This window comes from Ferrovibrio sp. GW821-FHT12E11, assembly GCF_058806975.1.
In genome coordinates this window covers 2526510-2540753 of the sequence record NZ_JBXAQG010000001.1, presented here as the reverse complement: position 1 = coordinate 2540753, position 14244 = coordinate 2526510, and the positions used below count along the sequence as shown (strand labels likewise).

The following is a 14244-nucleotide window of genomic DNA, read 5'->3' as shown; positions in this document are numbered from 1 at the left end:
TTACAGGCCGTCGAACAGCGCCGTCGAGAGATAGCGTTCGGCAAAGGAGGGAATGATCACCACCACGGTCTTGCCTTCCATGCCCGGCCGCGTCGCCACTTCCAGACCGGCGGCAACGGCGGCACCCGACGAGATGCCGGCCGGAATGCCCTCCAGCCGGGCCAGGCGGCGCGAGGTCTCGAAGGCGGTTTCGTTGCCGATGGTGATGATCTCGTCGATCAGGCTGGTATCGAGATTGCCCGGGATGAAACCGGCGCCGATGCCCTGGATCTTGTGCGGGCCGGCCTTGCCGCCGGAAATCACCGGGCTGTCTTCCGGTTCCACCGCGACGATGCGCACGCCCGGCTTCTTCTGCTTCAGCACGCTACCGACGCCGGTGAGCGTGCCACCGGTGCCGACGCCGGAGATCACCACATCGACCTTGCCGGCCGTATCGACCCAGATTTCCTCTGCCGTCGTGCCGCGGTGGATTTCCGGATTGGCCGGATTCTCGAACTGCTGCGGCATCACGCTGCCGGGGATTTCCTTCAGCAGCTCGTCGGCACGGGCGAGCGCGCCCTTCATGCCCAGACCCGGCGGGGTGAGTTCGAGTTCGGCGCCGAGGAACTTGAGCATCTTGCGGCGCTCCATCGACATGCTTTCCGGCATGACGAGAATCAGGCGATAGCCCTTGGCGGCGGCGACGAAGGCGAGCGCAATACCGGTATTGCCCGAGGTCGGCTCGACGATGGTGGCGCCGGCCTTGAGCTTGCCCGACCGCTCCATCGCCTCGATCATGGCGATGCCGATGCGGTCCTTCACCGAATTCAGCGGATTGAAGAATTCCAGCTTGGCCAGCAGCTCGGCCTTGCAGCCGGCCTCGCGGGCCAGGCGGTTGATGCGCACCAGCGGCGTGGCGCCGATGGTGTCGACGATCGAATCATAGACCTTGCCGCGCGGGGCATTGAAATGACGGATCGTGTTCGGCTTGGACTCGGTCATGATTCCTCCGGATTTTTTCACCGTCATGCCGGGCCTGACCCGGCACCCCATTTTCCCGCATGAAAAGAAAATGGGATTCCCGCCAAGAAGATTTCCCTGGGCGGGAATGACGAGCAAGGGTCAGATGGCGAAATTGTCGGCGCCTTCCAGCGCCGCGGCAAAGCCGCTGGTCTCGGCCCGGCTGCACAGGTCTTCCAGCGTGATGGTGTCGATCCGGGCCAGCACGATAGCCTGGCATTCCTCCCAGATCGGCTGCACCGTGCGCTTGCCCAGCTCGGACCCGGCGGAGAAATCCTCCTCGCCCTCGGCATCCAGCTCGGACACGATACGCACCACCTCGCCCACCGTGATGCGGCGCCGTTCGCGCGCCAGCGTATAGCCGCCGCGCGGACCGCGCACACCCTTGAGCACGCCATTGCGCACCAGATGCTGCATCACCTGTTCGAGATAGCGCTGCGGCACATTCTGCCGCGCGGCGATATCCTTGGACTGCACCGGCTCGGGACGCGCATGGAAGGCGATATCGACCACCGCTTCCAGCGCATGCATGGTGCGCCGCGTACACTTCAACATGCGTTCAGTCTCCTGCTGCTGTTTTGGGCGTTGCCACGCCGGTCGAACCGAAGCCGCCGGCGCCGCGCTGGGTCTCGGGCAGTTCCGCCACCGGCACCCATTCGGCCCGGCTGTAGGCGGCGATCACCATCTGCGCGATGCGCTCGCCGCGATTGATGGTGAACGGTGTGCTGCCGTGATTGATCAGGATGATGCCGACCTCGCCGCGATAATCGGCATCGATGGTGCCGGGCGAATTGAGCACGGTGACGCCCTGCTTGAGCGCCAGGCCCGAGCGCGGCCGCACCTGGGCTTCAAAACCCGGCGGCACCGCGATGCTCAAGCCCGTCGGCACCAGCCTGCGCTCGCCAGGCTGCAGCACCACCGGCTCGGCGATGGCCGCCAGCAGATCGAGGCCGGCGGCATCTTCGGTGGCATAGGCCGGCAGTGGCAGGCCTTCGGCATGCGGCAACTGCCTGATCGGCACATGCAAGGGAACAGGACGCGTCATCACGAACCTTTCTTGAGCGGTACGGCTTTGGATTTTTCCGGGCCGGCAAAATGCTGGGCAATCCGGGCGGCGAGCCGGGCGGCGACCTCGGCCTTGGTCAGGCGCGGCCAGTCCTCGACGGCACTGGCGGTCACCAGATGCACGGTGTTGCTGTCGCCGCCGAAGGTGCCGGTGGCTTCCGACACATCGTTGGCGAGAATCCAGTCGCAGCCTTTCGCCGCCAGCTTCTTCTGCGCATGGGCGACCACGGTTTCGGTCTCGGCGGCGAAACCGACCACCAGCGCCGGACGGCGCTTTTTATCCGTGGTGCTGATGGCGCGCAGGATATCGGGGTTCTCGGCGAGTTTGAGCACCGGCGGCAGGTCGCCGCTCTTTTTCATTTTCTGCGGCGCTTCCACCGCCACGCGCCAGTCGGCCACGGCGGCAGCAAAGACGGCGATATCAACAGGAAGGTCGAGGAAGCAGGCGGAGAACATGTCGCGGGCCGCTTCCACATGCACGGTCTTCACGCCCGGCGGATCGGGCAGGGTCACCGGCCCCGTCACCAGGGTCACATCGGCGCCGCGCGCCGCCAGTGCCGCGGCAATCGCATGGCCCTGCTTGCCCGAGGAGCGGTTGGCGATGTAGCGCACCGGATCGATGGCTTCATGTGTGGGACCCGAGGTGACAATCGCCTTGCGGCCTTTCAGGTCCTGCTGCAGCGGCTGCACGGTGCTGGCAGGCGGCTGCACCAGCAGCAGATGTTTGGGCAGCGGCTTGCCGAACTGCGCCTCGATGGCGGCGACGATCTCCAACGGCTCGGCCATGCGCCCCGGTCCGAATTCGCCACAGGCCATCTCGCCATCATTGGGCCCGATGAAAGCGACGCCGTCGGCTTTCAGCTGTGCGACATTGCGCTGGGTGGCCGGGTGATACCACATGCGCACATTCATCGCCGGCGCCACCAGCACCGGCTTGTCGGTGGCGAGCAGCAAAGTGGTGGCCATGTCATCGGCCAGACCGGCAGCCATGCGGGCGAGGATATTAGCGGTGGCCGGCGCGACCACGACAAGATCCGCGTCGCGCGACAGTTCGATATGGCCCATCTCGGCTTCGTCGGTCAGCGAGAAGAGATCGTCGGAAACCTTTTCGCCGCTGAGCGAGGAGACACTTAAGGGGGTGACGAACTGCGCGGCCGACCTGGTCATGGCGCAGCGGACGGAGGCGCCACGCTCCCGCAGGCGCCGGATCAGGTCCAGCGCCTTATAGGCGGCAATGCCGCCCGAAATCACCAGCAGAATACGCTTGCCCTTGAGCACAGTTTCCTCGGTTTTCTGATAAAAACCATTCGGAATCGGCCATATTACGTGGCTGATATGTGCTTAAAGGTAATCCCCGGACCCGGAAAGCACAAGTCCTGAGGGGACTTTTAAACGTGCTGGCCGCCGTTGATGTGGATTTCGGCGCCATTCACGTAGGACGAGGTCTGGGTGCAGAGGAAATAGATGGTCGAGGCCACCTCTTCCGGCTTGCCCAGGCGATGCATGGGAATGTCGCGCCGCACGATCTCGTCGGTGCCGGGCGAGAGGATCGCGGTATCGATCTCGCCGGGCGCGATGGCGTTGACCCGCACGTTATGCGGACCGAACTCGCTGGCCATTTCGCGGGTCAGCGCCGCCAGCGCGGCCTTCGAAGTGGCATAGGCCATGCCGGCGAAGGGATGCACGCGGCTGCCCGCAATCGAGGTGACATTGACGATCGAGCCCTGGGCCGCCTTCAGCTCGTGGAACAGGCCCTGGCCCAGCAGCGCCACCGAGAAGAGATTGACGTTGTAGACATGCATCAGCGTCTTCAGGTCGGTATCGAGCACGCCGAGCCGCGAGCCGCCCGGACCCTTGGGCGAGATCGCAGCATTGTTGACCAGCGCATCGAGCTTGCCATCGGGCAGCCGGGTCTTGAGATCGGCGATCATCGCCGGCAGTTTTTCGATGTCGTTCAGATCCATCTGCACATGGCTCTCGGCGCCGCCCTCCCAGGGGCAATGTTCCGAGAAGGGATGCCGCGACACGGTGAAGACCCGCCAGCCGGCAGCCGAGAAGCGCTTCACGGTGGCATGGCCGATGCCGCGGCTGGCGCCGGTGAGGATGAGAGTGCGTTGACGATCCGACATGGGGTGAGAACCTATCGCAACGATATGGGCGGCGCCAGCGGCGCTGTCCCCGTCTCACACGAATTCCCCGCTTGATTCCTGTGCCTGCCGACAGGTGGTTCAGATTCCCGGTTTCGGCGCCGTTACCGTGGCCGCGCCCAGGCGGTTGTTGATGTAATATTCATCACGCGGAAACAGGTCGGCATTCAGCAGGGTGGCGCTGCCGCCCGGCTGGGCCGGACTGTGCAGGATGGCATCGCGGAACAGGCGGTCGGCCGACGCCGTGTCGATGCCGGCGGCGGCGAAATGGCGCTGCGTCGCCGGCAGCGCGAACAGCCGCGCCAGCCGGCCGTGATCGAGCTGCACCGGATGGCGCGATCCGATCAGCACCGGGAAGGGCTGCAGCATCGTCACATGCGGGAAGACGGCGCTGAAGGTGGCGACGCTGCGCGCTGTCGGTCCCCATTGCACATAGATGCCGTCGTCATCCAGCGCGGCCAGCACCAGCTGCATGAATTCCTGCGAATAGAGCAGGCCGCTATGGGAGGACTCGGGCAGGATCGCATCGGCCTGGATCACATCGTAGCGGCGGTCGGCGGCGAAGATGGCGCGGCGGCCGTCGCCGACCACGAATTCATAGCGCGGATCCCTGAGCAGCCCGGCAATGGCGGAATCCGGTTCGCGCGCGGCGAAGGCCCGCAGCACCTCGAAGACCGGTCCGACCAGTTCCACCACGCGCACGCGCTGGGTCGCCGGATTGACGCCGGCCGCAAACGGCGTGCCGCCGCTGCCCGAGCCGATCACCAGCACATCTTCGGGTGCGGGATGCAGCAGCGGCCCGACCGCGCCGAGGAAGGCATGCTCGATCAGGAAGGGCCATTTCGACTGGGTGAAGCCCTGGATGAAAAACGGACTGGCGCTGCCATCGTCGCTGAGACGAAACAGCGCCAACCCTGAGCGGTCTTCCGCCACCAGGATGTCGTGATGCGCGGCGGCCTGATGCAGGCGCGCCCAGAATTGCGCATTGCCGGGGAAGGCGGCGATCACCGCCGCCAGCACCGCCGCGAGCGCCGCCGCGCCGCGCCAGGCGCGCGACTGGTTTTCACGCCAGGCCGCATAGCTCCAGTACAGCAGCAGCGCGACCGCGAGCAGCGCCACCAGTTTCAGGCTGCCGGCGGTGCCGAGCCAGTGCAGGGCGGCAAGGCCGGTGGCCAGACTGCCGGCCGCGTTGCCAAGGATATTCGCCACCTGGACAGCGGCGACGCGCCAGCCGAGACGGCTCAGGTCGGTCTGCACCGCCTGCTGCGCCAGCGGGAAGGAGATGCCGAGCAGTAGTGACGGCGGCGCCACCAGCAGCACGGTGACGCCCAGCGCCATCAGCAGCGGCGTGCCGTAATGGCGCGTGGTCTCGGCCGCCAGCAGACCTTCCCACCAGCCGGCGCCGGCCAGCCAGTAGACGCCCCAGATCGAGGCCAGGGCATAGAGCGTGGCAAAGGCCTGCACGGCGAAGAAAGCCGCGCGCGTGTCGCGCAGTTTTTTGAGCCAGACCGCGCCGATCACCATGCCGAGGCCATCGGCGAGCAGGAAACTGCCGAGAATGGTGGCGAAGCTATAGGCGGTGTATTGCGCGATCACGCCGGCGACGCGGACCCAGAGGATTTCCAGCGCAACGATGGCAAAGCCCGAGACGAACACCAGCACCGCCCAGGTGGCGAAGCCGAAACTGCCGGCGGCGGCAGCGGGCTGCGGCGCTTCCACCGGCGCCTGCTGCGGGGCCGCGGTCGCATCGCCGCGCCACAGCAGCAGGCCGATGGCGGCGGCGACAAGATTGAAGAGGGCGGCGACACGCAGGGAATTCTCGTAGCCCAGCGTGCCGATCAGCCACCAGCCGCCGAGCAGCGCGCCAAGGCCGGCGCCCAGCGTGTTGAGGCCGTAGAGCCAGCCGATGCGCGGCGCAGCATCGGCCAGCGAATGGATCGCCGCCTTGGCCAGCAGCGGCAGCGAGGCGCCCATCAGCATGGTGGGGATCAGGATGCCGGCGAAGCAGACCGCAAAGATGCCCCAGCGGCTGGGCACCATTGGACCGATCACCTGCACAACGAAATCATAGAGGAAGGCGCGGCTGCCGAGCGCAAACACGCCGATGCCGATCTCGCAGAGCACGAAGCCGATCAGCGCGGCGCGCATGCTGAAGCGGTCGGTCACCGCACCCGAGGCCAGGCTGCCGAGCCCGAGACCGAGCAGGAAGGCGCCGACCACCAGTGCTGCGGTGACAGCATCCGAGCCCGCAAAAAGCCCGAGCATGCGCTGCCAGACGATCTGGTCGATCAGCGCCGCAAAGCCGGACAGGAAGAAGGCGACACATAACGCCAGAAAGGACACCCGCGTCAGAAACGCCACCGGGCGCGCGGATGCGCCAACGCCTGCCTGCACCATTTTTGGTTCCCCCACTGCTATCCGATTTTGTACAGGGCCGCCCTGCCCGCACGCCAGCAGAAATGTATGCAGTCGGCCATTTGTGGCGGTGCGGCGGGATTTTTTTCGTCGCTCCACCGTTTTACCAGCCCGCCCCGGCCCGTCGCCGGATCAGCGGCGCGTCAGGGAGCTTGTATGAATTCCGCCTACACCATCGGTATCGAAGAAGAGTATTTCCTGGCCCATGCCGAGAGCAAGAATGCCGTCTCGCGCATGCCGAAGGCGCTGATCCGGCGCGCCCGCAGCCTGCTGGGCGACCAGGTGACGCCGGAACTGCTGCAGTCGCAGATCGAAGTGGTGACGCCGGTCTGCCATTCGCTGGACGAGGCGCGCCAGCATCTGCGCGGCTATCGCGCCGCCCTGAAGCAGACGACGCGCGAGTTCGGCCTGGAATTCTTTGCCGCCGGCACGCATCCGCTGGCGGAATGGAACGAGCAGACGCCGACCGACAAACCGCGCTATCACAAGCTGGCCGACGACCTGAAATTCCTCGCCATGCGCAACATGATGTGCGGCATGCATATCCATGTGGAAGTGACCGACCCGCATGAGCGCATCGACGTGATGAACCGCGTGCTGCCTTTCCTGCCGATCCTGCTGGCGCTCAGCACGTCATCGCCGTTCTGGCGCAAGCATGCCACCGGCCTGATGGGCTATCGCCTGGCGGCCTATGACGAGCTGCCGCGCACCGGCATGCCGGATTTTTTCGCCAGCCTGGAGGATTACGACACGCTGATCGGCACCATGGTGCAGGCCGGCGTGATCGAGGATGCCAGCCATGTCTGGTGGACGATCCGGCCCTCCGTGCGTTTCCCGACGCTGGAGCTGCGCATCGGCGATTCCTGCACCCATGTGGAAGACACGCTGTGCATCGCCGCGCTGTATCGCTGCCTGGTGCGTGCGCTGCGCCGTCGCAAGGACATCAACAGCGTATGGCGCAATCATACCCGCGTGCTGATCGAGGAGAACCGCTGGCGCGCCCAGCGCTATGGCACCACCGAAGGCCAGATCGATTTCGAACAGAAGCGCCTGGTGCCGTTTCCCGAGGTGATCGAGGCGCTGCTGGCGCTGGTGGCCGAGGATGCCGAGGCGCTCGGCTGCACGGCGGAAGTGCAGCATGCGCGCACCATCCTGACGCGCGGCACCTCGGCGGCCGAGCAGATGGCGCTGTATCGCCGCGCGCGGGCCGAGGGCGCCAGCCGGGTGGCGGCGCTGCGTCGCGTGATCGGCTGGCTGGTGGAGACGACGGTCACCTGACATGGCTGTCGCCTGACGCCGGCCGCATTATAATGACGGGCCATGAGCGACGATTCCGATCCCGTTGGCGCCCTGCGTCTCGACAAATGGCTGTGGCTGACCCGGTTCTGCAAGACCCGCGCGATCGCGCAGAAGCTGGCGGGCAAGGGCCGCATCCGCATCAACGGCCGTCCGGTCGACAAGCCCCATGCGCTGGTGCGGGTGAACGACATCATCACCCTGCCTTTGCCGGCCGCAGTCAAAGTGCTGAAGGTGCGGCAGCTGCCCGAGCGGCGCGGCCCGGCACCGGAAGCCCAGGCGACCTATGAGCTGATCCCGTAAAGCCCGGTTGACGGGGAACTGTTAGTATACGAATAATTGACCCGGATTGGCCCCTGTGCTACCCGACGGGCCGCCGCTGCCCCATATCAGCGGCCCAGACGCCACCAACCAGCCTTTTCGATCCCAGGGTTTCGCCGATGACCTACGTCGTGACCGAGAGTTGTATCAAGTGCAAGTACATGGATTGCGTCGAGGTTTGCCCCGTCGACTGCTTCTATGTCGGCGAGAACATGCTGGTGATCAATCCGGACGAATGCATCGACTGCGGCGTCTGCGAGCCGGAATGCCCGGCTGAGGCGATCCTGCCCGACACCGACAACCGGGCCGAGCAGTGGGTCGAGATGAACCGGGACTATGCCGCCAAGTGGCCCAACATCACGCGCAAGGGCGATGCCCCGGCCGATGCCGATGCCTGGAAGGGCGTCGAGAACAAGTTCAAAGAGCATTTCGACCCGAACCCGGGCAGCGGCAATAAATAATCCGGGCCGGACTCCGATCCGCGCTGCATCGCGGAAAAGCCCGGTTTTTCCGCATCTGCCGACAGCCGAGACCCATCATGGGGCCGCATCTTCGCTGTCATTAGCCCTTAACCTGTGGTATTATCGTAACCGAACAATAACCACGCCCGCCGAACATAGGTGGACGGACGGACGGCTTCCGGACTGCATGGATTCCTAGGGTGTGAGTGACATCCTGCAGCTTTGAGTTGCGTTCGCGTGATGGGTTTCGACCAATGCCATCTCTTTGCAGGGTCCTCGCGGGCCTGGATGGCATTCTATTCGGTTGGCGCCTGACGCGGGTTTGGATTGTTGGACGAGATCGAGCGAGGGTGGTTCAGTGACGAAAGCCCCAGTGAAAAAGAGCAAGGCCCCCGCCAAGGCGGTGCCTGCAAAGGCCGCCAAACCGGCGCCGGCCCGTGCGGCCAGCACCAAGAAGCCGGCGACCAAGCAGTCGGCCAAGGCCCCGGCCAAGCCCGCCGCCAAGGCCAAGGTTGCGCCCAAGCCGCCGGTGAAGGCCGCCGCCAAGCCGGCGCCCAAGCCCGTGCCGAAGGCTGCCGCGAAGCCCGCCCCCAAGGCGGCTGCACCGAAATCCGTCGCCCCGGCCAAGCCGGCCGCGAAAGCTGCGCCCGCTCCGGCGCCGAAGAAACCCGAGACCAAGCCGGCCGCCAAGGCCGCCCCCGCTGCTGCGCCCGGCAAGGCTGCAACGGCCAAGGGCGGCAAGGCTGCCGCTGCCGCAGCGCCTGCCCCCGTCAAGCCCACCGGCCCCGTCCGCGTGCTGGCGGTATCGGCCGCGCCGACCCGCCCGCTGCCGCAGCCGGTGCGTCCGGCCAGCGCCGAGCCGAAGCAGCCGCCGCAGCCCAACAAGATGATGCAACTGAAACCTGTTCCGACCAAGGTGAAGGTCGATTTCGCCGCCGGCGATCATGTGGTCTATCCGACCCATGGCGTTGGCAAGATTTTGCGTATCGAGCGCCAGATGATTGCCGGCTTCGAGCTGGATTTGATGGTGGTGGAATTCGAACGCGACAAGATGACCGTGCGTGTGCCGCTTTCGAAGGTGAACTCCGTTGGCATCCGCAAGCTCAGCTCGCCACAGAAGATGCGCACCGCGCTGGACACCCTGAAGGGTCGCGCCCGCGTCAAGCGCGCCATGTGGAGCCGCCGCGCCCAGGAATACGAGGCCAAGATCAATTCCGGCGACCCGGTCTCGATCGCCGAAGTGGTGCGCGACCTGCACCGCAATGCCGGCCAGCCCGACCAGAGCTACTCCGAGCGGCAGATCTATGAATCCGCCATGGACCGTCTGATCCGCGAACTGGCCGCCGTCGAACGGATCGACGAGGATTCGGCCGTGAAGAAGCTGGAAAAGATTCTGAAGGTGGCCTGACGCCGCCCTCTGACCGAGGCGCGAAAAGGTCACACCGCTTTTCGCCTCTGTGTTGATGTTTTGACTTCGCTTTAGCGGACGGGTCCGGTAGCCTCGGTTGCCGGACCCGTTTTTCATTGGCCGATTCGTTATCGACTTGTCCGCGCCGCATCTGACTGCTCCCACCGCCCCGGTTGCTGCTCCGGCAGCCCCCCTTGCGCCTGCCGCAACCCCGCCTGCCACAGCCCCGTCTGCCGCAGCCCCGGCGGCCGAAGTCTTCTCCGTGCTGGGCCAGGCGCATCGCGTCTGGGCCGTGGCCGCCATCCATGCCGAAGCCGCCCGCCTGCGCGAGGCCCATGACGAGCTGGCCGCCCGCCTGCTGCCCGGCGACCGCCTGGTCTATCTGGGCAACATGATCGGCCATGGCGCCGCCGTGGTCGAAACCATGGACGAGCTGCTGAGCTTCCGCCGCGACTTCCTCTGCATGCCCGGCGCCATCCCCGAAGACATCGCGTATTTACGCGGCGCGCAGGAAGAGATGTGGCGCAAACTGTTGCAGATCCAGTTCGCGCCCGGCCCGGGCGAAGTGTTCGGCTGGATGCTGCGCCACGGCCTGGAGCCGGTGCTGCGCGGCTATGGCGTCGATCCCAAACAGGTGCCCGGCATCCTGCGCGAAGGCGCGCTGGGCATCAGCCGCTGGACCAACTCCTTACGCGCCGCGATCCGCCGGCATCCGGGCCATGACGAGCTGTTCAGCAGTTTCCGCCGCGCCGCCTATACCCAGGGCGGCGAGCTGCTGTTCGTGCATGCCGGTATCGATCCCGCCGTGCCGCTGTCGGCGCAGTCCGATCACCTGTGGTGGGGCTCGCCGGTCTTTCGCGGCTTAAGCCAGCCCTATGCCGGGTTCCGCCGCGTGGTCAGCGGCGGCAATCCGCGCGGCGAAGGCGCCCATCTGGACGCTTTCACCTGCTGTCTCGACGGCGGCGCCGGCTTCGGCGGTCCGCTCAATGTCGCCTGCTTCTCGCTGGATGGCGCCATCGTCGAGAGTTTCGCCATCTGAACTTTTCTTCACGCCGGTTTAACCTGCTGACGGTTGCGCCGGAGCAGCGCGTCGCTACCATGCCGGCCATGTCCCTGCCCGCCATGGAGCAGCTGGTCGATCTGATGCTTGCCGACCGGCAACCCGATCTCAAAGCCTATTTCGACGCCCATGGGGCGCGCCTGGAACATCTGATCTGGTCCCCAACCACAGCGGTTACCGAAAGCGCGCCTATGCGCTTTATAATCGACTATTGGGAGCAGATGCAGAAAGACGCCCGGGGTATCCCGCTGGCCAGCGCCGTGTCGCCCTTCGAACTGAAGCCGGCCCTGGGCCATGTGGTGCTGATCGACGTGCTGGATGAGGGCTGGGATGGCCGCTTCCGCGTCTATGGCACCAAGGTGGCCGAGACCTATGGCCGCGACATGACCGGCCGGCTGATTTCCGAGATCGACGGCGGCAATTATGTCTCGGTGTTCTTCCGCGCCCTCTATCGCGCGGCCTGGCTGCGGCGCCTGCCGCTCTATACGCAGCATTTCCCGCCGCCGCATGTGGCGGTGGAATCCTGGCAGCGCGTCGCCCTGCCGCTGGCCGGCCCTGACGGCGCCGTCTGCCGCTTTCTCGCCTGCAATATCGCCGGCCCCTGGCGCCCGCCGGTGCGACCGGCCGTCAATCCGGCGCCCTGATCCGGTCTTTCCCAGCCCCGGCGTGATCCGCCGGCCCCGGCCCTGCGTAGATAAGGCAGACCTGCGAGGCTGCCATGACGCCCGACCGCACCGCCGCCACCCCCGAGGCTTCCGACCGCGCCTTTGTCCGGCGCGCCATGCGCCTGCCGCTGCTGGGCCCGGACGAGGAGGTTGCCCTGGCCCGGCGCTGGCGCGAGCACCAGGACCAGACCGCCATGCACCGGCTGGTCGCCCCGCATATGCGCATGGTGATCGCCACCGCGGTGCGTTTCCGCCATTACGGCCTGCCGGTGAGCGACCTGATCCAGGAAGGCAATCTGGGCCTGATGCAGGCGGCCGCGCGTTTCGAGCCGGGCCGCGAGGTGCGCTTCTCGACCTATGCGGCCTGGTGGATCCGCGCCGCGATCCAGGATTTCGTGCTGCGCAACTGGTCGATCGTGCGCACCGGCACGACCGCGGCGCATAAGTCGCTGTTCTTCAACCTGCGCCGCCTGCGCGCCCGCATCGAGCGCGGCGGCAGTGAGACGCTGACCGCCGAGGGCCGCACGCAACTGGCGCGGCAGCTCAATGTGAACGAGAGCGATGTGCTGCATATGGAAAGCCGGCTGGCGGCCGGCGACCGCTCGCTGAATGCCGTGATCGGCGAGGATGGCGAGAGCAGTTGGCAGGATCTGCTGCCCGACGAACGCCCGGACCCGGAAACCGTGTCGATGACGCAGCATGACAGCGCCTTGAAGCGACGCTGGCTCGGCGAGGCGCTGGCGGCGCTGCCCGAGCGCGAGCGCCGCATCCTGCAGGCGCGCTTTTTCACCGACCAGGCCATCACGCTGGAACGCATCGGCGTGCATATGGGTATTTCAAAAGAACGCGTGCGCCAACTGGAGCATCAGGCGCTGACGCGGCTGCGCCGACGCCTGAGCGATACACCCGGCCTGCAGGCAGAACTGCGCTAGGGCGTCACTCCACTGTCTTGAAGCGCTCGCCCGGCTTGGGCTGTTCGCCGGGCTGCAGGGCATTCAGCAGCCGCAGCTCTTCCGCCGCATACTGGCCAAGCGGCGCGGTCCTGGCGTAGGTCTCAACCGTATCGCCGCTGCCCACCTTCACGACCTTCACACGCACCGGCTTGGTCGCCTTGACCTCGTCATCGCTCAAGTACTTCGTTGTGTTGACGCTGCGGATCACGGTCTGCTCGATTTTCCCAAGTCCGCCAGCGGGCGCAAGAATCACGAAGCGCATAATATTGCCGGTGGGGAATGAGACAGCCACGAAGCGGGCATCGGCAGAGCCGCCGCTTTTCTGCTGGATCCGCGTCGAACCGGTGGCGGCCGGCATGCCGTTCACCTTGATGGCTTCGGCATTGCTCAGACGCAGATTGGGCACCCAGACCCGGGTGAGATAATCGAGCGGATTGCGACCGGCTTGCGCTTTCTGCTTGTCGCCCTCGATATCGAACTGCATCTGGCCACCCGCACCTTTAGCCACCACGGCATTACTGGTGTTGACGATGCGCCAGCCATCGGGGGCAGAGAAGCTGACCCGAAGATCAGGATGGGTGAAGTTGGTGCCGCGCACCACGCCTTCCTTCGGGTCGTCGCCGTAGATCATGCCGTCGATGCGCTCCAGATATTCGTCACGGCGATAGACCGGGCTGTTGGGATATTCCTTCGCCGCCGCCATCGCCTCTTTCACGCGCTGCGGCCCGCCCGGATGCGTGGCGAAGAGATCATTCATGCGATCCTTGCCGGCAGCGCCGGCCTTCTTGCTTTCCAGGTCGCTGTAGTTGCTGAGCGACTGCAGGAAGGCCGCCTGGGCATCAGGCGCATAACCGACGCGCGCCAGCATCTTGACGCCCAGCGTATCGGCCTCCAGCTCGTTCTCGCGACTGAAGCTGGCGAGATAGGCGCCACCACCGACCTGACCGACCTGACCGATCAGGTCGCCCGCGCCGGAACCCAGAAACAGCGAACCGAGGATCGAGGCGCCGGCAACGCCGAGATTGGTGAAGATCGACTTGTCGTAACGTTTTTCCGAATGCTGGGCGATCACATGGCCGATTTCATGGCCGAGCACGCCAGCCGCTTCCGCCTCGCTGTTGGCCAGCGCCAAGGTGCCGCGTGTGATGTAGACATAGCCACCGGGCAACGCAAAGGCGTTGACGACCGGCGAGTTCAGCACAGTGAAGGTGAAGCTGCTGGCCGGCTGGCCCGACTGGCCGGCGATGCGCCCGGCAATGCCGGCGACGTAGGCGCCGATATTGGGATCCTCATAAACGCCGCCGAATTCCTTGAGGATTTTCGGATGCTCTTCCTTGCCCACCTTCCGGGCTTCGTCGGGTGACATGAAGATTTGTGCCGGCGCCGGCGTTGCGGCCAGCAGTGCCAAGGTGGTGGCGAGAGCGAAGATGGAATGGCGCATGATTCTGATTCCC

General features: G+C 65.8%; 14 protein-coding genes. 7 read left to right on the top strand and 7 right to left on the bottom strand.

The genetic code is table 11. The annotated features are described in order from the left end of the window. From cysK to AC1ROT_RS12725, 6 genes are all read right to left on the bottom strand, one after another. Entirely contained in the window at positions 1-981 is a 981-nt protein-coding gene (gene cysK / locus AC1ROT_RS12750) for a cysteine synthase A (RefSeq protein WP_492973403.1), read from the bottom strand. Positions 982-1101: 120 nt separating this feature from the next. Continuing rightward, on the bottom strand, positions 1102-1554 hold the full coding sequence (locus AC1ROT_RS12745) for an RrF2 family transcriptional regulator (protein WP_492973404.1): 453 nt from the start codon (positions 1552-1554) through the stop codon (positions 1102-1104). A 4-nt stretch (positions 1555-1558) separates the two neighbouring features. Beyond that, positions 1559-2044: a dUTP diphosphatase gene (gene dut, locus AC1ROT_RS12740; RefSeq protein ID WP_492999413.1), complete on the bottom strand. Its 486-nt coding sequence runs from the start codon at positions 2042-2044 to the stop codon at positions 1559-1561. Next, positions 2044-3342, bottom strand: coding sequence for a bifunctional phosphopantothenoylcysteine decarboxylase/phosphopantothenate--cysteine ligase CoaBC (gene coaBC / locus AC1ROT_RS12735; RefSeq protein WP_492973406.1), 1299 nt, complete (start codon positions 3340-3342; stop codon positions 2044-2046). Before coaBC ends, dut begins: the two co-directional genes overlap by 1 nt. A 110-nt stretch (positions 3343-3452) precedes the next feature. After that, on the bottom strand, positions 3453-4193 hold the full coding sequence (locus tag AC1ROT_RS12730) for an SDR family NAD(P)-dependent oxidoreductase (protein WP_492973407.1): 741 nt from the start codon (positions 4191-4193) through the stop codon (positions 3453-3455). Between the two features lie 99 nt (positions 4194-4292). Next, positions 4293-6608 carry a fused MFS/spermidine synthase gene (locus AC1ROT_RS12725; RefSeq protein ID WP_492999411.1) on the bottom strand — a complete coding sequence of 772 codons (2316 nt, stop codon included), beginning with the start codon at positions 6606-6608 and terminating at the stop codon, positions 4293-4295. Positions 6609-6782: 174 nt separating this feature from the next. On the opposite strand from AC1ROT_RS12725, the gene AC1ROT_RS12720 reads away from it, so the two are divergent. The 7 genes from AC1ROT_RS12720 to AC1ROT_RS12690 all read left to right on the top strand — a co-directional run bounded on the left by AC1ROT_RS12720 (position 6783) and on the right by AC1ROT_RS12690 (position 12769). Then, on the top strand, positions 6783-7904 hold the full coding sequence (locus AC1ROT_RS12720) for a carboxylate-amine ligase (RefSeq protein ID WP_492999409.1): 1122 nt from the start codon (positions 6783-6785) through the stop codon (positions 7902-7904). A 42-nt stretch (positions 7905-7946) separates the two neighbouring features. Continuing rightward, positions 7947-8225 carry an RNA-binding S4 domain-containing protein gene (locus tag AC1ROT_RS12715; protein ID WP_492999407.1) on the top strand — a complete coding sequence of 93 codons (279 nt, stop codon included), beginning with the start codon at positions 7947-7949 and terminating at the stop codon, positions 8223-8225. 137 nt (positions 8226-8362) lie between these two features. After that, positions 8363-8704: a ferredoxin FdxA gene (gene fdxA / locus AC1ROT_RS12710; RefSeq protein ID WP_492973411.1), complete on the top strand. Its 342-nt coding sequence runs from the start codon at positions 8363-8365 to the stop codon at positions 8702-8704. Positions 8705-9593: 889 nt separating this feature from the next. Continuing rightward, entirely contained in the window at positions 9594-10112 is a 519-nt protein-coding gene (locus tag AC1ROT_RS12705) for a CarD family transcriptional regulator (RefSeq protein ID WP_492973650.1), read from the top strand. Between the two features lie 262 nt (positions 10113-10374). Further along, complete coding sequence (locus tag AC1ROT_RS12700; RefSeq protein ID WP_492999405.1) at positions 10375-11151, top strand: hypothetical protein; 777 nt, start codon at positions 10375-10377, stop codon at positions 11149-11151. Positions 11152-11210: 59 nt separating this feature from the next. Further along, complete coding sequence (locus AC1ROT_RS12695; protein WP_492999403.1) at positions 11211-11816, top strand: PAS domain-containing protein; 606 nt, start codon at positions 11211-11213, stop codon at positions 11814-11816. A 74-nt stretch (positions 11817-11890) separates the two neighbouring features. After that, positions 11891-12769 carry an RNA polymerase factor sigma-32 gene (locus AC1ROT_RS12690; protein ID WP_492973414.1) on the top strand — a complete coding sequence of 293 codons (879 nt, stop codon included), beginning with the start codon at positions 11891-11893 and terminating at the stop codon, positions 12767-12769. 4 nt (positions 12770-12773) lie between these two features. Here the strand turns inward: AC1ROT_RS12690 and AC1ROT_RS12685 are convergent, their stop codons facing one another. Continuing rightward, on the bottom strand, positions 12774-14231 hold the full coding sequence (locus AC1ROT_RS12685) for a M48 family metalloprotease (RefSeq protein ID WP_492999401.1): 1458 nt from the start codon (positions 14229-14231) through the stop codon (positions 12774-12776). Between the last annotated feature and the right edge of the window lie 13 nt (positions 14232-14244).